Raw genomic sequence first — 22643 nt, 5'->3', positions numbered from 1 at the left:
CGCCGGCATCCGTACCCGACACCCGGTTGCGTTCTCGGCCGGCGGCGCGTAGCCGTGCATCGCCCGGGCGCGAGGCGGCATCCGCCCATCGAGGACTGTCCTTTCGGACAGGGCGATCCCGTGCGGCGGACGGGGGTGCTCGAGAGCTGCTCTGGCGAGGCTGAAGACATGAACATTCCCACATCTCCGCCGCTCGAGGCGCGCGGACTGCACAAGACATTCCACGGTCGCTCTCGCGTCGACGACGTCGGTTTCACGATCGGCCCCGGAAGGGTGGTCGGGCTGCTCGGACCCAACGGCGCCGGCAAGACGACCACCATCCGCCTGCTGCTCGGGCTCATGGCGGCGGACCGGGGCGAGGGGCTGGTCTTCGGGCACCCCTACCGCGACGTCGAGCGACCCGCCACGATGGTCGGGGCCGTGCTCGACGCCGGTGGCCTGCACCCTGCTCGCACCGGACGGGAGCATCTGCGCATCGCCGCGGCCCGCGCCGAGGTCTCTTCCGAGCGCGTCGATGCCGTCCTCGCCGAGGTGGGCATGACCGCCGAGGCCGACCGCCGGTCCGGAGGCTACTCGCTCGGCATGAAGCAGCGCATCGCGATCGCCGCGGCGCTCCTCGGAGAGCCGAAGCTCCTCGTCCTCGACGAGCCGTCGAACGGCCTCGACCCCGCGGGCATGCGCTGGCTGCGCGACCACCTGCGGGCCTTCGCGGATGCCGGTGGCACGGTGCTGCTCTCCTCGCACCTGCTCTCCGACGTGCAGGACATCGCCGACGACATCGTCGTGATCGCCGAGGGGCGCGTCGTCGCCGACGTGACCGTGGCGGATGCTGTCGCCACGGCGAGCGGAGACCTCGAGGGGTACTACCTCCAGGTGACCGGGAACGCGGGGGTGCGCTGATGTTCCGCGCCGAACTCCTCGGACTGGTCACGACCACGGCGACGAAGGTCAGTGCCCTCGTCGCCGTCGTCGGCCTCTTGCTCACGCAGCTGACCTTCGTCACGCTGCTCCCTGCTCTCGGCCGTGGCGACATCGGTCCCGGGGCAGAGGCCCTCGGACCGGACTTCCCGGTGCTCGACCTGACCTCCGCCGCGGCACAGCTCGACACGATCAACCCGCTCGGTGCCTCGATGGGAAGCGGTTCGATCGGTATCGCGCTCATCGCCGTCGTGCTGCTCGGCACCCTCGCCGGCACCAGCGACGATCGATACGGCGGCATGGTCGGCGCGGCCCTCGCCTCTCCCCGGCGTGGGCGCATCGTGGTGGGCAAGGGCCTGGCCACCGGCCTCGGCGGTCTCGTCGTCGGCGCCGCGATGGCCGTGGTCAGCCTCGCCGCTCTGCTGATCACCCTCGCCGTGTCGGGGACCCCCTTCACGGCAGGCATCGGCGATGTCGTCGCCACCCTGGGCCGGGGCGTGGTCGCGGTCGCCGCCCTCGCGCTGATCGGCCTCGCCGTCGGCATCCTGGTTCGGACGCAGCTCGCCGGCGTCATCACCATGCTCGCGATCCTCTTCGTCGAGCCGATCCTCGCCGCCCTCACCTCGTTGGTCAGCGGAGGCGTCTCGCCGGTCTGGGCCCAGTTCCTTCCGGTCGCGCTCGCGCAGAACATCATTCACGGCGGATCGGCCGACGTGAACCTCGGGGTCGCCCTGATCGCCCTGGCTGCACTCACGGCAGCGGCGCTCGCCGCGGCATCCGTCGCCCTCAGTCGGCGCGACCTCTGAATCCCTCTGAACCTCGATCCAAAGACAGGAAAGGACACATCATGAACGACATCACCACACCCCCGACCCCGCCCACCCGCCGCCGCAGGGCACGCGCGGTCATCGCGATCGCTGCTGCCGCCGTGCTCGTCGGCGGAGCCCTCACGGCCGGGGCGCTCTTCCGCGCCGCCGATCGCCCGGCCGCCTCCGCCGAGACGGCATCCTCCACCGCTCTCGAGACCAGGATGCAGTCGCTGGTGGATGCCGGCTACCCCGCCGTGCTCGCAGCCGTGACCTCACCGGACGGCGACGTCGAGAACGTCGTCGCCGGGGAGGGGAACATCGAGACCGGCGAGGCCCCGCCCATCGACGGGGAGGTGCGGATCGCCAGCAACACCAAGATGTTCGTCTCGACGGTCGTGCTGCAGCTGGTCGATGAGGGCCTCGTCGACCTGGAGGCGCCGATCGACACGTACCTCCCCGGCCTGATCCGGGGGGACGGGATCGACGGGACCGCCATCACCGTGCACCAGTTGCTGCAGCAGACCACCGGCCTGCCGGAGTACGCCGATCAGATCGCGGCCGACGCGTTCGGCGCGCAGGAGAAGTACATCTCCCCGCGCGACATGCTCGACATCGCCCTCAGCCGTCCGGCGGGGTTCGCGCCGGGCGAGAAGTGGGAGTACAGCAACACGAACTACCTCGTGCTCGGACTGCTGATCGAGGCGGTCACCGACCGCGCGATCGCCGAGCAGATCGACGAGCGCATCGTGCGCCCGCTGGGTCTCGAGCACACCTACTTCCCCGCGCCGGGCGAGCGGGAGCTGCGCGGCGAGCATCCGATCGGCTACCACGCCGACGTCCCGGGAGAGCTCCGCGACATCTCCGCGATGGACACCTCCTTCGCCTGGTCGGCCGGCGCCATGGTCTCCACCCCCAGCGAGCTCAACACGTTCATGGCCGCCCTGCTGAACGGCGAGCTGCTGAGCGACGCCTCGCTCGGCACGATGCAGACCACCGTTCCGGCGGGCGATGAACTGTGGCCCGAGGGTGCGTACGGTCTCGGCCTGCAGCGGTATCCGCTCAGCTGCGGCGGCGTCGCCTGGGGTCACGGCGGTGACATCCCCGGCACCCAGACCCGCAACGCCGTCGGCCCGGACGGCACAGCGGTGACCGTCGCCGTGACGTCGCTGCCCTGGGCCGTGGTCTCGAAGGACGACGACGAGGTGCTGCTCGAGCAGTACCGGATCGTGGTCGAAGCCCTCGACGAGACGCTGTGCGACCGGTGATCACACCCTCGCCCACGCCGGGTCCCACCTCCCTTCGGAGGCGGGACCCGGCGTGGTTGACTGAGGCCATGACCCCTGCGGAGCGCTCTTCCTCGCGTGCCGGGCGTGCGCGCCGGGCGATCCCGCCGGTGCTCGTGCTCGCCGCCGCGGTGGGCTACCTCGGCGCCGATCTCTGGATCGAAGAACTGCCCGCCGCGGTGCCCGGGGATGTCTCGCCGTTCGTTCACGCCGGACTGGTCGCTCTGCAGGCCCTGCTCCTCGTCTTCCGCGTGCGTGCGCCGATCATCGTCTTCGCCGGCGCGGTGCTCCTCGACGCCGTGATCCTGGCGACCTCGGCGGGGGAGCTGGGCGTCGGCTCGCTGGGCGTCATGCTCGCCGCCTACGGGCTGGCTCGACGCAGCGCGCGAAAGCCGGCGGTGACGGCGCTGTGCCTCGGCGCGCTCGTGACCACGGTCGTCGGCGGCAGCGCCCTGCTGCTCGGATCCCGCGAATCCGTTCTCGTCGTGATCCTCACCGTGGTCGCGCGCATCGCGCTGCAGTACGCCGCCCCCGCGGCCGTCGCCGAGTACTTCGCCGGGCGCGAGCGCCTGGCCGATGCGCTGCAGGAACAGGCGCGGATGACCGAGCACGAGCGACGCGAGCAGGCCGACCGCGAGGTGCGCGCCGAGCGCGAAGCCCTCGCGCGGGAGCTGCACGACATCGCCGGGCACCATCTCTCCGGCATCATCGTGAGCGCCCAGGCGGCCACCGCACTCACCCGCAGCGACCTCGATCGGGCGCGGGAGATGATGCAGACCGTGCAGGACGACGCCCGCATCGCACTCGCGGACCTCCGACGGACGGTCGGGCTGCTGCGCAGCGACGACGACGCGCCCTCGGGCGGCCCGAGCCCCGTGCCCACCATCGCGGGTATCGGAGCGCTCGTCGACGTGGCGCGGGAACGGGGTCAGCGCGCCGTGCTCACGACCTTCGGCGATGCGCATGCCCTGGGTGCGCTCGCCGAGACCACCGCGTATCGGATGGTGCAGGAGTCGCTCGCCAACGCCGCACGGCACGCTCCCGGTGCGGCCTGCGCCGTCACCGTGCGGTTCGATGCGGATGCCGTGGAGATCGCGGTCTCCAACGAGTCCCCCGGCGAGCGGGGAGCGCGGGCGACGGAGAAGCCGGGCGTCGGCTACGGACTCTCCGGCATGGCCGAGCGGGCCGAGCTCGTCGGCGCGCAGCTCTCGGCCGGGCCGAACGAGAGCGGCGGATGGACCAATCGCCTCCGCATCCCCCTCGACGGACGGAACCCCGCATGATCCGCGTCCTCATCGCCGACGACCAGGCCGTCGTCCGCGCCGGCCTCGCCGTCATCCTCGGCGCGGAGCCCGACATCGACGTGGTCGGCGAAGCGGTCGACGGCGCCGACGCCGTTCGACTTGCCCGCAGCCTCCGCCCGGACGTCGTCTGCATGGACATCCGGATGCCGGGCACGGACGGCATCGCGGCCACCCGCGAGATCGTCGGGGATCCGGCGCTGACGAGCGACGTGCTGATCCTCACCACCTTCGATGTCGACGCCGACGTCTTCGCCGCGCTCGAGGCCGGGGCCGCCGGGTTCCTCCTCAAGGGCGCAGACGAGAACACCCTGCTCGCCGCGGTGCGCTCCGTCGCCGCCGGGGAGGGGACCCTCGACCAGCGGCTGACCCGGCGCATCCTGCACGAGTTCGGCGAGCGCCGCCGTGCGAGCACGACGCCGACGGCCGCGGTGGGGCTCCCGCTCACCGAGAGGGAGCTCGACGTGCTGCGCCTGCTCGCCGAGGGACTGTCGAACGCCGAGATCGCCGACCGCCTCTTCGTGGAGCTCACGACCGTCAAGTACCACCTCGCCGGCATCCTGCAGAAGACGGGAGCCCGCGACCGGCTGCAGGCGGTGCTCTGGGGGATCAGGGCCGGGGTCGTGCAGGCGGGCTGAACGCGGCCCGCGTCGCTGCGGCGAGCGCTTCGCGGCGGCGCGCATGCAGCGCGGCGGCGTCCTCGGGGCGCGCGACGTCGGTGATCGAGGTCTCGGCCCACGTCGACGCCATCGAGATCAGCAGAGACCAGACGTCCGCGGGATCCATGTCCTGCCGGATGGTGCCGCGCTGCTGCTCTTCGCCGATGTCGCGCAGATGCGCGACATCGTTCTCTTCGAGTCCGGGGTAGAGGTATCCGACCGAGAGGCGTTCGAGGCGCTTCCAGGAGATCAGGCGGAGCAGCGCGGGGTCGGCGAGGTAGTCGTCGTACAGGCGCGCCGCATAGTCGGGGAGGTCGCTCGCGTCGAACGGCACGCGGTCGCTGTTCGCGATGACGTGCGAGGTGAACACGACCTCGAACAGCTGCTCCTTCGAGCCGAAGTACCGGTAGAGCATGGGCTTGCTCGCCCCTGATGCGTCGGCGATGCGATCGACGCGGGCCCCGGCGATGCCTCGGGCGGCGAACTCCTCCGTCGCGGCATCGAGGATGCGGCGGCGGGTGGTCTCGGCGGATTGCATGCTTCCACTTTACAGGTTACCAACTAGTACGTAGCATGGCGGGATGACTGTTTCTGCTCTCCAAGCCGCCACGCCCGGTGCGCCGTTCATCCGCACCGCCATCCCCCGCCGCGAACTGCGCGCCGACGATCTCGACGTGCGTGTCACCTTCTGCGGCGTCTGCCACTCCGACCTGCACGCGTGGCACGGTGACGCCGACGGCTTCCCCCTGGTGCCCGGACACGAGTTCGTCGGAGAGGTCGTCGCGGTCGGACCGGCGGTGACCCGATTCGCCGTGGGGGACGCCGTCGCGGTGGGGAACATCGTCGACTCCTGCGGCGCATGCCGCATGTGTCGAGCGGGGCAGGAGAACTTCTGCGAGAAGTTCCCCACGCTCACCTACGGCGGCACCGACCGGGTCGACGGCACGCCCACACTCGGTGCGTTCTCGTCGCACTACGTCGTGAGCGAGCGCTTCGCCTACCATCGCCCCGAATCGCTCGACCCTGCGGCAGTGGCACCGCTGATGTGCGCGGGCGTGACGGTCTGGGAGCCGCTCCGCTCGGCGGGAGTCGGGCCGGGAACGCGTCTCGGCGTCGTCGGACTCGGCGGCCTCGGTCACCTGGCTGTGCGCCTCGGTCGCGCGCTCGGTGCGGACGTCACGGTGTTCACGACCTCGCCGGAGAAGACGGCGGACGCGGGTGCACTCGGCGCCACAAGGGTCGTGGTCTCGCGCGACGACACGGTCATGAACGAGGCGCGGAACAGCCTCGACGTGATCATCGACACCGTCGCCGTGGAACATGACCTCGCTCCCTACCTCCGGGCACTCGATCTCGACGGGACGCTGTTCTCCCTCGGCTACCTCGGACCGGTGACCGTCCAGACCCTCGACCTCCTGATCGGTCGCCGCCGACTCGCCTCGGGTGGGAGCGGCGGACACCACTACACGCAGGACCTCCTGGACTTCTGCGGCGAACACGGCATCACGGCAGACGTCGAAGTGCTCCCGGCTGCACAGGTCGACGTCGCATTCGATCGGCTCGCCCGCAACGACGTGCGCTACCGCTTCGTGCTGGACATGCGCGAGCTCGACGCCTGACCCCGCGGCATCCGCATCCGCATCCGCATCCGCTCTTCCGCATCCGCCCGTTCGACAGAACGTCGCACAATGACAAGAACTTCGCAGGGATCCGGATGAATCCCTGCGAAGTTCTCGTCGTCGTATGACGTTCGGGCTCAGCGGCGGATCACGGGATCGTCCGCCGGAAGGCGAGGAACGACACCCCCGTGAGCACCGCGGTGATGAGGAGCAGATAGAGGGCGAGCCCGAGCGCACCGAGGTCGTTGACCGTCGCTCCGATCTGCATCCAGAGGTCGAGGCGCACCACCAGGAACAGCAGTCCGATCAGCACCAAAGTGAGCCCGACGCTGACGATGATGAGCACCAGCTGGCCCCAGCTCTTGTAGATCGTCGCGCCGGTGAACCCGACGACGAAGAAGAACAGTGCGAGCGCGAAGTAGACCACGAAGGCGCCGAACGGGCCGGCATCCCACAGCCACGGCAGGTAGAAGACGTAGCCGTTCACTCCGTATCCGTTCGTCGCCATCTCGATGCCACCGCCGATCAGGAACAGCACGCCCATGAGGGCGCTGCCGATGATCGCGGTGAGCAGGGTGCCGACGAAGAACTCCCGGCGCGTGATGCTCATCGCCTGCGAGAACGGGAACGTCAGGGTCATCGCCGACATGCCGATGGCGAAGAAGTACCAGAGCGGAGCCTGGCCGCCGCCGCCGTACTTCGGGGTGTCGACCGGGATCATCGCGTAGATGAGCACCGAGATCACGACCGCGGCGGCGAGGATGATCAGCGGATACCAGACGAAGGTGCCCTTGTTGATCAGCTGCAGGCGGATGACGTTGACTGTGCGACGCATCAGCGCACCTCCTCTTTCGTGATCGCGTCTCGCGTGTCGGAGTGGACGCCCGCCTTCTGGGTCAGGCGGACGACGAGCTGCTGGAGGGAGACCGGGGCGAGATCGAGACCGGATGCCGTGACCTCGGCCTTCTCGGTGGCGGACAGTCGTCCGAGCACGGTGACGGATGCCACGCGGCCCAGCGCTTCCCGGTGCAGGACCTCGCGGCCGGCGACCCAGGCTTCGACCTTGGCCGCGTCGCCCACGAGGGTGACGGCGCGGTCGCGCACGGCATCCGTGTCGTCCTGCAGCAGGATCTGGCCGTTGTCGATCACGATGACCTTCTCGATGAGGTTGGAGACCTCGTCGATCAGGTGGGACGACAGGATGATCGTGCGCGGATGCTCGGCGTAGTCCTCGATGAGACGGTCATAGAAGATCTGCCGGGCGACCGCGTCGAGCCCGAGGTAGGGCTCGTCGAAGAAGGTGATGTCTGCGCGAGACGCGAGGCCGATGATCACGCCGACGGCCGAGAGCTGCCCACGGGAGAGCTTCTTGATCGTCTGCTTCATCGGCAGTTGGAACTCGTCGATGAGCTCGTCGGCGAGCTCCTGATCCCAGTTCGGAAAGAACAGGCGCGCGGCCTTGAACGCGTGCTTCGGGTACGCGTCGTCCGGGTACTTCTGGCTCTCTCGGACGAAGCAGATCCGTCCGAGCACGCCGGCGTTCTCGTACGGGTGCTCGCCGAAGACCTTGACGGTCCCGGACGTCTCGAAGTTCTGCGCCGTGAGGATCGACATGAGCGTGGTCTTGCCGGCGCCGTTGCGGCCCAGGAGGCCGTGGATGGCGTTTCCTTCGATCGAGAGCGAGACGTTGTCGAGCGCCCGCTTCTCCTTGTAGCGCTTGGTGAGGTTCTGCACCTCGATGACGGCGGTCATGCGGGGGACTTCCCTTCTGCGGTGGTGGACGGAGCGTGTGCGGCGCGCTGCCGGAGCAGGTCGGCCAGGTCGTCGGGGCCGAGCCCCAGCGTGCGCGCCTCGGCGAGGAGCGGGTCGATGTAGCGGTCGGCGAAGGCCGAGCGGCGCTCGCCGAGGAGCATCTCGCGCGCCCCCTCGGCGACGAACATGCCGATTCCTCGGCGCTTGTAGAGCACTCCCTTGTCGGTGAGCATGGCGACTCCCTTGGCTGCGGTGGCGGGGTTGATCCGGTAGAACGCGGCGAGCTCGTTCGTGGACGGTGCCTGGGCTTCCTCGGCGAGCGAACCGTCGATGATCGAGTCCTCGATCTGTTCGGCGATCTGGAGGAAGAGCGGCTTGCCTTCTTCGATCACGGGTCCTTCCGAGGTGGTTGGTGGGTTACTTACATGAGTAACTAACCATGGAACCTATGGGGTGTCAACCCCTCCGCTCGCGTGCTCGCCCGAACAGGGGGCCGACACGCCAGATGTCGGACGGATGCCGCGGACCGGTCCGACATCTGGCGTGTCGTCCGACGGGTGTATCCGAGGTGAGCGGATGCTGGGCGGGGGCGGATGCTGGGGGGAGTCAGTCCGGGCGGCGCTGTGCGCGCCAGTCCTCGACGATCTGCAGCATCCGCTCGGAGAGGAACCGGAAGAAGTCGGCGAGTTCGGCCGCGCGCTCCTGGGCGCCGGGGTCGTCGTCGTGCTCGGCGGCGATCTCGTCGATGAACTCCGAGAGGCGGGTGTAGACCGGGGTGTTCGCGACCATCGAGCCCGAGAAGGTGTCGTGCACGAACTCGTAGCGGTCACGGCGATCGCCCGGTCGTGACCGCCGCACGATGAAGTGGAGCTGCTGCAGGTAGCGCACCGCGCCCGACACCGCGGCGGCAGAGATGCCCAGCCGGTCGGCGATCTGCGCCGCCGTGTACCCGCCGTCCGGCGCGGCGACCAGGGCCATCATCACGCGGGCGGGCATGCGCGGCATCCCCGCGGAGGTCAGCATGGCCGCAGCCTGTTCGGCCGGCCCGGTCGCGCGGTGCAGGTCGGAAGCGGATGCCGCGGCATCCGCCGTGTCGTCGTCAGCCATCGGGGCTACCCTATCCGCGGTCTCAGCCACCGGTCGCGAGCTCGCGACGGCGCATCAGGCCCAGCGACGCCGCGGCCCCGGCGGCGACCGAGAACAGCAACCACCACAGCCCCCGCGCATCCACTCGTTCGCCGTCGACCACGGGCGTCACCGCGAACGGCGAGATGTTCGCGCTCCACTCCGGAAGCCCCAGCAGCGGGCCGAACATGCCGAGCATCGTCGCGACCAGCACCAGGGTCCAGGCGAGGCCGATCGTGGCTCGAGGTACGAGCACGAACACCAGCGCGGTCAGCACCGTGAACACCGAGGCGGCGGCGATCTGCCCGAGGCCGGCGACCGCGACGATCCGGTAGAGCGAGTCGTCGGCATCCGTCGACCAGGCTCCGATCCAGCCGGCCAGCACGGCGGCCGCGACCACGATCACCACCGCCGACGTCCCCACGATCACGTGGTCGGCGAGCCAGCGCACGCGTCCGACCGGGGTGGCGAGCACGACCTCGGCGGTGCCGCGCGCTTCCTCCTGCCGGGCGCGGACCACGGTCTGCACCGCGCAGCAGGCCGCGAGGATGCCGACCAGGGTGAAGAACACGGTGACCACGGTCTCGCCGAGCCCGCCGGTCGCGCCGCCGATCTGTTTCAGCACCTCGGTCACCGCCGGGTTGTCGCCCGAGATCTGGTCGATCACGCCGCTCAACGTCGTGGCGAGCATGCCGGAGACGGCGCCGCCGACCGCCCATCCTGCGATCGCGCCCGCGGTGAGCCGCCACAGCAGTGCGTGCGGCGAGGCGAGTGCCGGTCGCGCCGACACCCGGCCGCGGCGCTCGGGCACGAAGCTCGCGTCGATGTCGCGCAGGGCCTGCAGGGCGACCGCGGTGGCGGCGAGCACGAGGCCGAGTCCCAGCAGCGGCAGCACGGGCCCGACGATGTCGGCGTCGTAGGGGCGGGTCTGCTCGGCCCAGGCGAACGGCGACAGCCAGGCGAACCAGGCGCTCCTCATCTCGGAGAGATCATCGCTCGGGGTGCCGGCCGCGTTGCCGAGACCGCGGACCAGGAATGCCGCCATCAGCACCCAGACGGTCAGCGAGTTCGCTCCCCGGGCGGTGCGCATCAGCTGTGCCGCAAGCAGCCCGACACCGAGGAACACGATGCCGCAGGCGCCGGCCGCGGCGCCGGTCAGGACAGATCCGGTCGCCGGGAGCCCGACGCCGAGCAGCGCCAGAGTCGTGAGTGCGGCGAGCACGACGTTGGCGAGCACACCGTGCGCGATCGTGGCGATGGTCGGCGCGCGGCGTCCGGCGGGGGTCGCCCAGATGAGTTCCGACCGGCCGGCCTCCTCGTCGCCCCTGGTGTGCCGCACCGCGAGGAACGCGCTCATGAGGGCGGCCAGCAGCGCGAGCCAGGGCAGCAGCTGGAACGCCATGAACGCGCCCTCCGACGTGCCGGAGGGGAGTCCGCGGAACAGCAGGATCACCGGATTGGCGAGCGCCGCGGCGAGGATGCTCTGCCGATCCTCAAGCGTCGAGAACGACCGGGAGACCCCGGCATACCCGGCGAGGGCGAGCGCCGCCGTGCCCCCGATCCACAGGGTCAGCTGGAGCCAGTCGCGGCGGATGCGCTGCCGCAGCAGCACGGCGAAGGCGGTCATCACGCCCGGTCCTTCGACTCGCGGCGCTCACGACGCGTGCGGGGTGCGGCGGTGGGTGCGACTCGATCTTCGGCGGCCTCGAGGCTGGCGAGGTCGTCGCCGTAGTGGCGCAGGAACAGTTCCTCGAGCGACGGGGGTGCGACGCGGAGGTCGGTGATGCCGAGCGCCGCGAGCGCCGGGAGCACGACGGCGGTGCGATCGCTGTCGACGGCGAGGCGGATGCGGTCGCCCTGCACCGCCGGGTCGTGCACCTCGGGGATGGCGGCGACGTCGGCGAGCGTGATGTCGGATGCCGTGAACGACACGTCGCTGCGGGTGAGGTGGCGCAGGTCGTTCAGGGTGCCGCTCTCGACGATGCGGCCGGCGCGGATGATCGACACCCGGTCGCACAGCTGCTCGACCTCGCTCATGATGTGGCTCGACAGCAGCACGGTCGCGCCGTTCGCGTGGGCGCGCGCGACCTCCCGCTGGAAGATCACCGCCATCAGCGGATCGAGCCCGCTGGTCGGCTCGTCGAGGATGTACAGGTCGGCCGGCACCGCGAACGCCGCGATCAGAGCGACCTTCTGCCGGTTGCCCTTGGAGTAGGCGCGGCCCTTCTTGCGCGGGTCGAACTGGAACGCCTCCATGAGCCGGGTCTTCTCGTGCTGGTAGGCGGCATCCTTCGTCTGCGCACCGCGTAGCCGCGCGAGCAGGTCGACGGCCTCCCCGCCGGAGAGGGTGGGCCAGACGCTCACGTCGCCGGGCACGTAGGCGATGCGGCGGTGCAGATCGACCGCTTTGCTCCACGGGTCTTCGCCGAACACGGATGCCTCGCCTCCGGTGCGTCGGGCGAGCCCGAGCAGGATGCGGATCGTGGTCGACTTGCCCGCCCCGTTCGGCCCGAGGAATCCGTGCACCTGACCCTGCTCGACGGTGAGGTCGAGCCCGTCGAGCGCGTGCACGTGGCCGTAGTGCTTGGTGAGGCCCTGGGTGGCGATGACTGTGGTCATGGTCGGGACGCTACGCCTATTTCACAGATTTGTGAATACTGCGAAGAAACGCATGCGGAATCCTCACGGCCGGCGCGTACAGTGGGCGGGTGCCGGAGTTCCCCTACAGCCGCCTGCGCCGGTGGCCCGACGTCGAGGCGGAGAACCTCCAGGCCCACGACGCCACCGATCTGCTGCTGGTCGAATGGGCGCTCGCTCTCGACGTGCCGGGCGACGAGATCGCGGTGATCGGCGACGAGTACGGCGCGGTCACCCTGGCGTTGACGGATGCCGGACGCCGCGGCATCCGTGTGCATCAGGACCTCGCGACCGGGCGACGGGCGCTGGTGAGGAACGCCGAGGAGCTCGGGCTCGGGGGTTTCTCTTCGCAGGAACTCGATGCCGCCCTGCTCGAGGGTGCGAGGGTCGTGTTGCTGCAGCTGCCGAAGTCTCTCGCCGAGCTCGAGGAGATCGCCGACGCGGTCGTCCGCTGGGCCGCGCCCGACGTCGTGCTCGTCGCTGGCGGGAGGGTCAAGCACATGACGCTCGGACAGAACGAGGTGCTCGGCCGCAGCTTCGCGCAGGTACAGGCCCAGCGGGCTGAGCGGAAGTCGCGGCTCGTGGTCGCGGCGGAGCCCCTTCCGGCGGGGCTCCAGCGGCCGTTCCCGGTGACTGCGCAGCACGACGGCCTGACCCTCGTGGCCCACGGTGGGGCGTTCGCCGGCCCGCGGCTCGACATCGGCACGCGCGTGCTGCTGGAGGTGCTCGGGCTCGGCGGTGCACAACTCCTCCAGAATTCCGGGCGCGACGCCGGTGAAGGCCGTGATTCCGGGGCCGGCCCGCGCGAGAGCGACCGTCCTCGAGGAGTTGTGCACGGCGGCGGGCCTGCACTCGACGTGATCGACCTCGGCTGCGGCACCGGCGCGCTCGCCGCGGCCTACGCTCTCGCCCACCCGGAGGCCCGCGTCATCGCCACCGACCGCTCGGCCGCAGCAGTCGCCTCGACCCGGGCCACCGCGGCGGCGAACGGGCTGGCCGACCGCATCGTCGTCACGCACGACGACGCGGGATCCGACCTGCCGGATGCGAGCGCCGACGTCGTGCTCCTCAACCCGCCGTTCCACCTCGGGACCAGTGTGCACACCGGCGCCGCGACGCGTCTGTTCGAAGCCGCGGCACGCCTGCTGCGCCCCGGTGGCGATCTCTTCACGGTCTTCAACTCCTCGCTCGGATACCGTGCCGAACTCACCCGCATCGTCGGCGCCACTGAGCAGCTGCACCGCACCTCGAAGTTCACCGTGACGCGCAGCATCCGTCGCTGAGACGACCCGCTGAACATATGACCAATTCCCCGGTCAGCCGGTGAAACCCGGGCGATTCCGACCGCACGGATTTGCCCCTGATCAGCCATTTCGTTACGTTGGTCTGTGGGCCTGATGGCCCGAAAGACCAGTCCGCGACCACGTCCTTCTTTCGATGTGCTGTGCTGCGAAGAGGCGTGGACGTACGGTCGATGCTCTCTGCGGTGGATCCGAAATCCGCTGCCCGCGCCGCCACAGCAGTCATGTCGAACGGCCTCGTGAGGATCACCCGGGCGTAACCGAAGCAGGCTCAGCCACCCGAAGGCGAGCCGCAGGGGAAACGTGTCCGAAATCGCACTTGAAGCGCGCAATCTGTACAAGGTGTTCGGGAAGAATCCGAGCCAGGCAGTCCGTCGGCTGAAGGCCGGTGAGTCCCGCACCGCCGTCACCGACGCGGGCACCGCCGCCGTCATCGACGCCAGTTTCACCGTCAACCGCGGTGAGATCTTCGTCATCATGGGACTGTCCGGATCGGGCAAGTCCACCATCATCCGGATGCTGAACGGCCTGCACGACGCCACCTCCGGCACCGTGACGGTGAACGACGATCCGATCACCGGCATCCCGAGCGGGCGGCTGCGCGAGATCCGCCGGGATCGCATCTCGATGGTGTTCCAGCACTTCGCCCTGCTGCCGCACCGGACGGTGGCCGCGAACGTGGCGTATCCGCTCGAGCTGAAGGGCGTCGACAGGTCCACGCGCCTGGCCAAGGCGGAGGAGATCCTCACGCTCGTCGGCCTCGACGGGCTCGGCGAGAAGATGCCGTCCGAACTCTCCGGCGGCATGCAGCAGCGCGTCGGCATCGCCCGTGCGCTCGCCGCCGACAGCGACATCCTGCTCATGGACGAGGCGTTCAGCGCGCTCGACCCTCTGATCCGCCGCGAGATGCAGGAGCAGCTGCTCGAACTGCAGGCGAAGCTGCAGAAGACCATCGTCTTCATCACGCACGATCTCAACGAGGCGATGTTCCTCGGGGATCGGATCGCTGTGATGCGCGACGGCCGGATCGTGCAGATCGGCACACCCGAGGACATCCTCACCGACCCCGCGAACGATTACGTCGAGCAGTTCGTGCAGGACGTCGACCGTGCTCGCGTGCTCACCGCCGCGAACGTCATGGAGCGTCCGCGCCCGGTCGTGCCCCACACCGCCGGACCCCGTACCGCTCTCCGCCAGATGCGCGACTCCTACATGTCGGCGACGTACGTCGTCGGCCGCGACCGGCAGCTCGTCGGCGTGGTCACCGACCGCGATGCCGTCAAGCTCGTGCGTCAGGGCGTCACGACCCTCGACTCGATCATGAAGCCGGTGCTGCAGAGCGTCCGCGAGGACGAGGTGCTGATGAACCTGTTCGTCCCCGCCGTCGAGTCCCCCGTGCCGCTGGCGGTGGTGGATGCCGAGGGGCGGCTCACGGGTGTGATTCCGCGTGTGACCCTGCTGGCAGCCCTCGGCCCCGGCCCCGGTGCCACCGAGGAGATCACCCTTCCGCTGATGCCCATGCCGCAGGCCGAGATCGACGCCGTGCTCGATGACGGGTGGACGGCTGACGTGCCGCCGGCCGATCCGACGTCGGGCTCAGGAACCGAAATGAATGAGGACGTGCGCTGATGGATGGTTTCCGCATTCCCCTCGGCAGCTGGGTCGAAGGCGGCGTCAGCTGGGTCAAGGCCAACCTCGACGGCCTGCTCGACGTGGTCTCGTTCGTGGTGACGTTCCTCGTCGACGGACTCACCTCGCTGCTCCTGCTCCCCTACTTCTTCGTCGTGATCGCGCTCGCCGCGCTCATCGCGTGGCTGGTGCGCTCGTGGCAGCTGGCCATCGGCACGATCATCTCGTTCACGCTGATCGTCGCGATGGGCCTCTGGGTTCCCGCGATGCAGACGCTCGCCCTCGTGCTCGTCGCCGCTCTCGTCGCGGTGCTGATCGCCGTGCCGCTCGGCATCTGGTCGGCGCGCAACGCGACCGTGCGCGCCGTGCTCAAGCCGGTGCTCGACTTCATGCAGACAATGCCCGCGTTCGTGTACCTGATCCCCGCGATCGTGTTCTTCAGCATTGGCGTCGTCCCCGGACTGGTCGCGACGGTCATCTTCGCGCTGCCTCCGGGCGTGCGACTGACTGAGCTCGGCATCCGCGGAGTCGACTCCGAGACCGTCGAGGCGGGTCAGGCCTTCGGTGCGAAGCCGGGGCAGATCCTGCGCGGCATCCAGCTTCCGCTCGCGATGCCGACGATCCTCGCCGGTATCAACCAGGTCATCATGCTCGCGCTCTCCATGGCGGTCATCGCCGGGATGGCGGGAGCCGACGGCCTCGGGAAGATGGTCGTCGAGGCCATCTCGACCGTGAACATCGCGAAGGGTGTGGAGGCCGGTCTCGGCGTCGTCCTGATCGCCGTCTTCCTCGACCGCGTCACCGCGGCGCTCGGAACCCTGGGGCAGAACCCGGCATCCCTGCTGGGCGTGATGCGTCGTCGGGGCGCGCAGCGTCAGGCGGATGCTCGAGCGACAGCATCCGCACAGGTCGCAGAGACACCCGAGACGCCCGCCGAAGAGAAGGAGCTCCAGAATGCGTAAGCACAGGATCATCACCATCGCGGCCATCGGTGCTGCGGGAGTCCTCGCCCTCTCGGGCTGCGCGAGCGACGGCGCGGGCGGCACCATCGAACTCGGCGGCGGCGGCGGAAGCACCGGCGGCGGAGGCGAGAAGGGCACCATCACGCTCGGCTTCCTGCCCTCGTGGACCGACGGTCTCAGCACCGCCTACCTGCTGCAGGATCAGCTCGAGAAGATCGGGTACGACGTCGAGCTCAAGACGCTCACCGAGGCGGGGCCGCTGTACACCGGTCTCGCGCAGGGTGACGTCGACCTGTTCCCGTCGGCGTGGCCCGAGGTCACGCACGCCGAGTACATGGCGACGTACGGCGACTCGATCGAAGACCTCGGCACGTACTACGACAACGCCCGGCTGACGATCGCGGTGCCGGAGTACTCCGAGCTCGAGACGATCGACGACCTGGCCGGGGCCGACCTCGGCGGCAAGATCTACGGCATCGAGCCCGGCGCCGGTCTGACCGCGCAGACGCAGAAGATGCTGCCGACCTACGGCCTCGACAGCGAGTACGAGCTCGTCACCTCCTCGACCGCGGCGATGCTCACCGAGCTGAAGTCGGCGACCGAGAAGGAGGAGGACATCGCGGTGACGCTGTGGCGTCCGTTCTGGGCCAACGACGCCTTCCCCGTGAAGGACCTCGAAGACCCGAAGGGCGCGATGGGCGAGGCCGAGGGGCTGCACTTCCTCGGCACCAAGGGCTTCGCTGCGGGAGTTCCCGGATGCGGCGAAGCTGATCGACCAGATCAAGCTCGACGACGAGCAGTACGGCTCGCTGGAAGACCTGGTGGTGAACGAGTACGGCGAGGGTCGCGAGGCCGAAGCCGTGGATGCCTGGCTCGAGGAGAACGGCGACCAGTTCGACTGGGTCGTCGAGTGAGCTGACGCGGTCCGCGCGCAGCGTCGGGCTGACTTCGCTGTGATGGGCGGAGGATCTGTGACGGATCCTCCGCCCATCGCTGTGTCTACCTCCCGAGTCAGGATGCCGGGCTCTGCGCCTTCTCATCCGGATGGTTCGGGGTCCAGCCGACCCAGCCCGTCGGGGTCTTCGCCACGCTCCACGCCCCGCACGCGAAGACGTCGGACACCTTGTAGACGTTCACCGTGTCCTCGAGGACGTACGCGGGGGCGGACTGCCGCGGAACCTCGGTGCAGATGTCGGCGGACAGCTCCTCCTTGCTGAGCGCCGCGACGGTCGCGTCATCCGCCTGCGTCGACTGAGTACTGCGGATCTCGGAGCTGTCGGAGGGGAGCCACGGAGCATCCAGGTCGCTGTCGGTCTCGAAAGCCGCACGGTCCTCGAACGTGGCGGACTTCTGGTGATGCACCAGCTCGTCGACCATGGCGCAGCCGGACACGGTCAGGCCGGAGGTCACGAGCAGGGCGGCCACGGCGAGGCCGCGGGAAATTTTCTTTCTCATGCTTCCACTCTCGCCGCGGGTGATGCCGGAGTCGTCGGCCGCAAGGCTGACCCCGCATACATCGCAGGAGGTGTCTTCGAGCCCGGAGCGGCGGGAGGCGACACCGACTGCGACCGGAAAGACTGGGACGGATGCCGCGGCCGGGCGTAGCCTGTCGCCGTGGACGGGTTCGCGGCGGTCGACTTCGGGTTCGCCCGCGAGGTCTTGCAGCGGGGCATCGCGGCGCTGTACCTCGTCGCGTTCGTCTCGACGCTGAACCAGTTCCGTGCGCTGCTGGGCGAGCGCGGGCTGCTCCCGGCGCCGGCGCTCCTCGACTGGATCCGGCAGAACCCGGAGCGACGGCGGATGCTGCATCCGACGCTGTTCTCGCGCGTCGGCTACACCGACCAACGGCTCGCGATACTGTGCTGGCTGGGGATCGTGGTCGCCGCGACCCTGGTGGTCGGCATCCCGCAGTGGGGCCCGCCGTGGGTGCCGATGCTGTGCTTCCTCGCGCTGTGGCTCGGGTACATGTCGGTCGTCAGCATCGGGCAGACGTTCTACTCGTTCGGGTGGGAGATGCTGCTGCTCGAGTGCGGATTCCTCGCCGCGTTCCTCGGGTCGCGCGACCAGCATCCGCCCACCGTCGTGATCGTGCTGTTCTGGTGGCTGGTGTTCCGGCTCGAGTTCGGCGCCGGGATGATCAAGATCCGCGGCGGGCGCGAGTGGCGCGATCTCACCGCGATGACGTTCCACCACGAGACGCAGCCGATGCCCGGACCGTTGAGCCGGCAGGCGCATCTGCTGCCGCGGTGGTTCCATCGGGCCGAGGTCGTCGGCAACCACTTCGCGCAGCTGATCGTGCCGTTCTTCCTCTTCGTTCCGCTGCTGTCGCTCTGGATTCCCCACGACTGGGCCCCTGAGCTCGTCGAAGGGCCGCAGGTGGTCGGTGCCGCGGCATCCGTCATCGTGATCGCGACGCAGGTGTGGCTCATCGTCACCGGGAACTTCGCGTGGTTGAACTGGGCGACGGTCGTGATCGCGTTCGCCGGCATCGGGCTACCGTCGACTGCAGGACGCGCCGAGGAGGACATCCCTCTCTCCTGGGTCATCGTCACGTCCGCCGTCGGCGCGCTCTACCTCGTGCTGAGCTGGCCTTCCCTGCGGAATCTGTTCGCGCGGCGCCAGCTCATGAACGCGAGCTTCAACCGCTGGCAGCTCGCCAATGCGTACGGTGCGTTCGGCACGGTCACGAAGGAGCGCATCGAGCTCGTCGTGGAGGGGTCTGCGTCGGAGGATGGCGATGACTGGCGCGAGTACGAGTTCACAGGCAAGCCGGGCGACGTGCGCCGGATGCCGCGGCAGTTCGCGCCGTACCATCTGCGGCTCGACTGGCTGATGTGGTTCCTGCCGCTCGGCCGCTCGCTCGACGACTGGTTCACGGTGTTCCTGGTGCGGCTGCTCGAGGCGGACGCTGCCACCCTCGCGTTGCTGCGCGTCGATCCGTTCGAGGGTGAACCGCCCCGATGGGTGCGCGTGGTGTCGTACCGCTACCGCTTCACGACGCGGGTGGAGAAGCGGGCGTCGGGTGCACGCTGGGTGCGGTCCGACCGGCGCGAGGTGCTCGGGCCGCTCGGGCTGGGCTGACGCGGGCGCGCCGTGCGCAGCATCCGTTCTCCCGCACCCGGTGCGGAGGAGATCTCTCGGTCGGGCTGAGGAAGCTGCTGCAAACCTCCGCCCGAGAGTGCGAAGTCAGCCCGACAGGGCGCCTCCGGGTGTCGCGGCGCACAGCACCGAGCGCAGCGAAACGCCCCGGCCGGAGTCGAAACCCCGGTCGGAGCGTCCCGTCCCGCTCGGAAGACTCAACGGACCTTCTTCCGGTAGGCGATGATCGCGAACACGTAGGCGACGATGAGGATGCCGACGCACCAGGCGAGTGCGACCCAGATGTCAGACCCCACGGGCTTTCCGGCGAACAGCGCCTGGATGGTGTCGACGATCGACGTCACCGGTTGGTTCTCGGCGAACCAGCGCACCGGTCCCGGCATCGTGTCGGTCGGCACGAACGCCGAGCTGATGAACGGCAGGAAGATCAGCGGATACGAGAACGCGGTCGCACCGTCGAGGGTCTTCGCGCCGAGCCCCGCGATGATCGCCAGCCAGGTGAGGGCCAGGGTGAACAGGAGCAGGATGCCGATCACGGCGAGCCACGCCAACGGGCTGGCCCCGGTGCGGAAGCCCATCAGGAATCCGACGCCGAAGATGATCGCGAGGGTGATCGCGTTCGCGGTGAGGGAGGTGAGCACGTGCGGCCCACAGCACGCTCGACCGGGCGATCGGCATGGAGTGGAACCGCTCGAAGATGCCGCTCTGCAGATCGTTGAACAGCCGGAACGCGGTGTAGGCGATGCCGGATGCGACGGCGATGAGCAGGATGCCGGGGAGCAGGTAGTTCACGTAGTTCTCGGCGCCGATGCTCGATCTGAGGGCGCCGCCGAAGACGTACACGAACAGCAGCATCAGGGCGATCGGGGTGACCGCCGTGGTGATGATGGTGTCGGGGCTGCGGAAGATGTGCCGCATCGAGCGGCCGGTCAGTGTCGCGGTGTCGGCGACGAAGTGCGTGCTCATGCTGCCTCCTTGGATGCGGTCCCTGAGCCCGAAGGGCCGATCAGGGTGAGGAAGATCTCCTCGAGGGTGGGCTGCTTCTCGACGTACTCGACTTTCGCGGCCGGGAGCAGCTTCTTCAGTTCGGCGAGGGTGCCGTTCGCGATGATCCGTCCTTCGTGCAGGATCGCGATGCGGTCGGCCAGCTGCTCCGCCTCGTCTAGGTACTGCGTGGTGAGCAGCACGGTGGTGCCGGTGTTCGCGAGTTCCTTGATGACGTCCCACACCTCGATGCGCGCCTCGGGGTCGAGGCCCGTGGTCGGCTCGTCGAGGTAGATGACCTCGGGGTGTCCGACCAGGCTCATCGCGATGTCGAGCCGCCGCCGCATGCCGCCGGAGTAGGTGCCGACCTTGCGGGCGCCGGCATCCGTCAACCGGAAGGTCGCGAGCAGGTCGTCGGCCACGCGGCCGGCCTCGGGCAGGTGCCGCAGCTTCGCGACCAGCACCAGGTTCTCGCGCCCGGTGAGGAGCTCGTCGACCGCGGCGAACTGTCCGGTGAGGCTGATCTTCTCGCGCACACCGAGCGGGTCGGCCGCGACATCCACGCCCTGCACCGTCGCCGTTCCGGCATCCGCCGTCAACAGGGTGGAGAGGATGCGGACGATCGTGGTCTTGCCGGCGCCGTTCGACCCGAGGAGGGCGAAGATCGAGCCCCGCTCCACCTCGAAGTCGACGCCGCGCAGCACGTGCAGGTCTTTGTAGGACTTCTCGATGCCGCGCACCGAGATGGCTGCATCCGTCATGATTCCTCCTTCTGCTTCGCGTCGTCGAACGCCTTGATGAGGCGCGCGCGCTCCTTGTCGATCCACTGGCGTCCGCCGTAGGCCGCCGCGTAGTTCTCGGCGAACTCGACGGGGTCGTCGCCGACGATCGCTGCGACCGGGGTGCCGTCGATCGCGGCGCGCTCCCACAGGTCGGCGATGTCGAGGAACATCTTCACGATCGTGTCGCCGTCGGTGACGCCGCCGTAGTACATGTTGTAGCGCTGCTGTGCCTTCGCCATCTCGCGGTACGGCTCCGGCAGGGCGTTGATGCGGGCCTGCGCCTGCTTGTACTGCTTCTTCTCTTCGAGGGATCCGGTGATCGCTTCGATCCACTTCGCGGCCATGGTCAGTTCTCCTTGATCTCGGTGTTGTTCCTGGTGTTCGTGTTCAGCTGTTCGATGCGGGACTTGAGGAAGTCCCAGGTGTTCCAGAAGTCCTCGAGCTCCTGCGTGCCCGCCGCGTTCAGCGTGTACACCTTGCGGGGCGGCCCCTTCTCGCTCGGCACCTTCTCGACGTCGACGAGGTTCTTCTGCTCGATGCGCACGAGGAGTGCGTAGATCGTGCCCTCGGCGATATCGGTGAACCCGTGGTCGCGCACCCGTGTCGTGATCTCGTACCCGTACGCGGGCTGCTCGGCGAGGAGGGCCAGAACGATGCCCTCGAGAGTGCCCTTGAGCATCTCGGTCATCTGCTTGCCCATCGGATCCTCCTTTCTTCATGTCAGTACTCAGTGTTGCTGGGTACCGGTACAAAGTAACACTGAGTACCGGTACTTAGCAACACCGAATACTGGTGCGTTCCGCTAGCCTGTCGCCGTGGCTCTCACCGATCTCCCTCTCGACCAGCTCCGCTCCTTCCGGCCCGACGTGGCCGAGCCCGCGGATTTCGACGACTTCTGGGCGCGCACGCTCACCCAGTCACGCGCTCTCGCGACCGCCCCGACAGTTAAGACCGCCACCACTCCGATCACCGAGCTGATCGTCGAGGACCTGACCTTCAGCGGCTTCAACGGTGAGCCCGTCCGCGCGTGGATCACTCGCCCGCGCCGGGAAGGACCGCTCCCCACGGTCGTCGAGTACCTCGGTTACGGCGGCGGTCGCGGTCTTCCGGGCGAACGCCTGCAGTGGGCGGCCGCCGGATACGTGCACGTGCTGATGGACACCCGCGGGCAGGGCAGCGGCTGGGGGTCGGGCGGAGACACCCCAGACCCGCACGGCTCAGACGGCGCGACTCCCGGGTTCATGACCCGCGGCATCCAGCGTCCTGACACCTACTACTACCGCCGCGTCTTCACCGACGCGGTCCTGCTGATCGATGCGGTGCTGCAGCTGGAGGCGGTCGACGCCGGTCGCGTCAGCGTGACCGGCGGCAGCCAGGGCGGCGGCATCAGCCTGGCCGCCGCGGCGCTGCATCCCTCCGTCTCCGCGGCGATGCCCGACGTACCGTTCCTGTGCCACTTCCGCCGGTCGGTGGCGCTCACCCCCGACAACCCGTTCACCGAGGTCGCGCGCTACCTCGGGGTGAACCGGGGTCGCGTCGACGAGGCGTTCGCGACGCTGTCGTACTTCGACGGCGTGAACTTCGCGCGCCGCATCACGGCCCCGGTGCTGTTCTCGGTGGCTCTGATGGATCCGATCGTGCTGCCGTCGAGCGTGTTCGCGGCGTTCAACCATTGCGGATCGACGGATGCCGAGATCGAGGTCTACGAGTTCAACGGGCACGAGGGCGGGCAGGCCGTGCAGTGGCTGCGCCAGACCGACTGGCTGGCTGCGCGGCAGTAGAG

At 69.2% G+C, this 22643-nt stretch carries 22 protein-coding genes and 2 pseudogenes; 12 read left to right on the top strand and 12 right to left on the bottom strand.

Annotation, left to right across the window (positions count from 1 at the left end; genetic code table 11):
* Nucleotides 1–168: 168 nt before the first annotated feature.
* From QFZ21_RS11855 to QFZ21_RS11835, 5 genes are all read left to right on the top strand, one after another.
* The gene (locus QFZ21_RS11855; RefSeq protein WP_307378086.1) at nucleotides 169–900 is read left to right on the top strand and encodes an ABC transporter ATP-binding protein; all 732 of its coding nucleotides are present in this window, start codon (nucleotides 169–171) and stop codon (nucleotides 898–900) included.
* On the top strand, nucleotides 900–1724 hold the full coding sequence (locus tag QFZ21_RS11850; RefSeq protein ID WP_307378084.1) for a hypothetical protein: 825 nt from the start codon (nucleotides 900–902) through the stop codon (nucleotides 1722–1724). Before QFZ21_RS11855 ends, QFZ21_RS11850 begins: the two co-directional genes overlap by 1 nt.
* Nucleotides 1725–1765: 41 nt before the next feature.
* Nucleotides 1766–2992 carry a serine hydrolase gene (locus QFZ21_RS11845; protein ID WP_307378082.1) on the top strand — a complete coding sequence of 409 codons (1227 nt, stop codon included), beginning with the start codon at nucleotides 1766–1768 and terminating at the stop codon, nucleotides 2990–2992.
* A 68-nt stretch (nucleotides 2993–3060) separates the two neighbouring features.
* Entirely contained in the window at nucleotides 3061–4293 is a 1233-nt protein-coding gene (locus tag QFZ21_RS11840; protein WP_307378080.1) for a sensor histidine kinase, read from the top strand.
* Nucleotides 4290–4949: a response regulator transcription factor gene (locus QFZ21_RS11835; RefSeq protein WP_307378078.1), complete on the top strand. Its 660-nt coding sequence runs from the start codon at nucleotides 4290–4292 to the stop codon at nucleotides 4947–4949. Before QFZ21_RS11840 ends, QFZ21_RS11835 begins: the two co-directional genes overlap by 4 nt.
* Here QFZ21_RS11835 and QFZ21_RS11830 read toward each other — a convergent pair.
* Complete coding sequence (locus QFZ21_RS11830; protein ID WP_307378076.1) at nucleotides 4921–5508, bottom strand: TetR family transcriptional regulator; 588 nt, start codon at nucleotides 5506–5508, stop codon at nucleotides 4921–4923. The two genes, QFZ21_RS11835 and QFZ21_RS11830, sit on opposite strands and share 29 nt — an antisense overlap.
* Nucleotides 5509–5551: 43 nt before the next feature.
* Between QFZ21_RS11830 and QFZ21_RS11825 the strand changes: the two genes are divergently transcribed.
* A complete protein-coding gene (locus QFZ21_RS11825; protein ID WP_307378074.1) occupies nucleotides 5552–6589 on the top strand; it encodes an NAD(P)-dependent alcohol dehydrogenase in 1038 nt (345 codons plus the stop codon).
* Between the two features lie 148 nt (nucleotides 6590–6737).
* Here QFZ21_RS11825 and QFZ21_RS11820 read toward each other — a convergent pair whose 3' ends face one another.
* From QFZ21_RS11820 to QFZ21_RS11795, 6 genes are all read right to left on the bottom strand, one after another.
* Nucleotides 6738–7424: a hypothetical protein gene (locus QFZ21_RS11820; protein ID WP_307378072.1), complete on the bottom strand. Its 687-nt coding sequence runs from the start codon at nucleotides 7422–7424 to the stop codon at nucleotides 6738–6740.
* Entirely contained in the window at nucleotides 7424–8341 is a 918-nt protein-coding gene (locus tag QFZ21_RS11815) for an ABC transporter ATP-binding protein (RefSeq protein WP_307378070.1), read from the bottom strand. Before QFZ21_RS11815 ends, QFZ21_RS11820 begins: the two co-directional genes overlap by 1 nt.
* Nucleotides 8338–8733, bottom strand: coding sequence for a GntR family transcriptional regulator (locus tag QFZ21_RS11810; protein ID WP_307378068.1), 396 nt, complete (start codon nucleotides 8731–8733; stop codon nucleotides 8338–8340). Before QFZ21_RS11810 ends, QFZ21_RS11815 begins: the two co-directional genes overlap by 4 nt.
* 214 nt (nucleotides 8734–8947) lie before the next feature.
* Nucleotides 8948–9448 carry a GbsR/MarR family transcriptional regulator gene (locus QFZ21_RS11805; protein WP_307378066.1) on the bottom strand — a complete coding sequence of 167 codons (501 nt, stop codon included), beginning with the start codon at nucleotides 9446–9448 and terminating at the stop codon, nucleotides 8948–8950.
* A 22-nt stretch (nucleotides 9449–9470) separates the two neighbouring features.
* Nucleotides 9471–11093, bottom strand: a complete 1623-nt coding sequence (locus tag QFZ21_RS11800; RefSeq protein ID WP_307378064.1) for an ABC transporter permease — start codon at nucleotides 11091–11093, stop codon at nucleotides 9471–9473.
* Nucleotides 11093–12085: an ABC transporter ATP-binding protein gene (locus tag QFZ21_RS11795; protein ID WP_307378062.1), complete on the bottom strand. Its 993-nt coding sequence runs from the start codon at nucleotides 12083–12085 to the stop codon at nucleotides 11093–11095. Before QFZ21_RS11795 ends, QFZ21_RS11800 begins: the two co-directional genes overlap by 1 nt.
* 89 nt (nucleotides 12086–12174) lie before the next feature.
* On the opposite strand from QFZ21_RS11795, the gene QFZ21_RS11790 reads away from it, so the two are divergent.
* The 4 genes and pseudogenes from QFZ21_RS11790 to QFZ21_RS11775 all read left to right on the top strand — a co-directional run bounded on the left by QFZ21_RS11790 (nucleotide 12175) and on the right by QFZ21_RS11775 (nucleotide 16909).
* On the top strand, nucleotides 12175–13386 hold the full coding sequence (locus tag QFZ21_RS11790) for a class I SAM-dependent methyltransferase (RefSeq protein ID WP_307378061.1): 1212 nt from the start codon (nucleotides 12175–12177) through the stop codon (nucleotides 13384–13386).
* Nucleotides 13387–13707: 321 nt separating this feature from the next.
* Nucleotides 13708–15033: a glycine betaine/L-proline ABC transporter ATP-binding protein gene (locus QFZ21_RS11785; RefSeq protein ID WP_307378060.1), complete on the top strand. Its 1326-nt coding sequence runs from the start codon at nucleotides 13708–13710 to the stop codon at nucleotides 15031–15033.
* Complete coding sequence (locus QFZ21_RS11780) at nucleotides 15033–15995, top strand: proline/glycine betaine ABC transporter permease (RefSeq protein WP_307378058.1); 963 nt, start codon at nucleotides 15033–15035, stop codon at nucleotides 15993–15995. Before QFZ21_RS11785 ends, QFZ21_RS11780 begins: the two co-directional genes overlap by 1 nt.
* Nucleotides 15988–16909, top strand: a pseudogene (locus QFZ21_RS11775) (glycine betaine ABC transporter substrate-binding protein). The gene QFZ21_RS11780 and the pseudogene QFZ21_RS11775 overlap by 8 nt, the downstream one beginning before the upstream one ends.
* A 97-nt stretch (nucleotides 16910–17006) precedes the next feature.
* Here the strand turns inward: QFZ21_RS11775 and QFZ21_RS11770 are convergent.
* Nucleotides 17007–17450: a hypothetical protein gene (locus QFZ21_RS11770; protein ID WP_307378056.1), complete on the bottom strand. Its 444-nt coding sequence runs from the start codon at nucleotides 17448–17450 to the stop codon at nucleotides 17007–17009.
* 159 nt (nucleotides 17451–17609) lie between these two features.
* Between QFZ21_RS11770 and QFZ21_RS11765 the strand changes: the two genes are divergently transcribed.
* The gene (locus tag QFZ21_RS11765) at nucleotides 17610–19076 is read left to right on the top strand and encodes a lipase maturation factor family protein (RefSeq protein ID WP_307378054.1); all 1467 of its coding nucleotides are present in this window, start codon (nucleotides 17610–17612) and stop codon (nucleotides 19074–19076) included.
* A 215-nt stretch (nucleotides 19077–19291) separates the two neighbouring features.
* Here the strand turns inward: QFZ21_RS11765 and QFZ21_RS11760 are convergent.
* From QFZ21_RS11760 to QFZ21_RS11745, 4 genes and pseudogenes are all read right to left on the bottom strand, one after another.
* Nucleotides 19292–20060: pseudogene (locus tag QFZ21_RS11760) on the bottom strand (ABC transporter permease).
* Nucleotides 20057–20839, bottom strand: coding sequence for an ABC transporter ATP-binding protein (locus QFZ21_RS11755; RefSeq protein WP_307378052.1), 783 nt, complete (start codon nucleotides 20837–20839; stop codon nucleotides 20057–20059). The pseudogene QFZ21_RS11760 and the gene QFZ21_RS11755 overlap by 4 nt, the downstream one beginning before the upstream one ends.
* A complete protein-coding gene (locus tag QFZ21_RS11750) occupies nucleotides 20836–21204 on the bottom strand; it encodes a DUF1048 domain-containing protein (protein WP_307378050.1) in 369 nt (122 codons plus the stop codon). The genes QFZ21_RS11755 and QFZ21_RS11750 overlap by 4 nt, the downstream gene beginning before the upstream one ends.
* 2 nt (nucleotides 21205–21206) lie before the next feature.
* Nucleotides 21207–21560: a PadR family transcriptional regulator gene (locus QFZ21_RS11745; RefSeq protein ID WP_307378049.1), complete on the bottom strand. Its 354-nt coding sequence runs from the start codon at nucleotides 21558–21560 to the stop codon at nucleotides 21207–21209.
* A 115-nt stretch (nucleotides 21561–21675) separates the two neighbouring features.
* Between QFZ21_RS11745 and QFZ21_RS11740 the strand changes: the two genes are divergently transcribed.
* Complete coding sequence (locus QFZ21_RS11740) at nucleotides 21676–22641, top strand: acetylxylan esterase (RefSeq protein WP_307378046.1); 966 nt, start codon at nucleotides 21676–21678, stop codon at nucleotides 22639–22641.
* Nucleotides 22642–22643 lie beyond the last annotated feature (2 nt).

Origin of the sequence: Microbacterium sp. W4I20 (assembly GCF_030816505.1) — a bacterium.
Classification (GTDB): domain Bacteria; phylum Actinomycetota; class Actinomycetes; order Actinomycetales; family Microbacteriaceae; genus Microbacterium.
The sequence above is the reverse complement of the archived record's forward strand: the minus strand, read 5'-3'. Positions and strand labels throughout refer to the sequence as shown.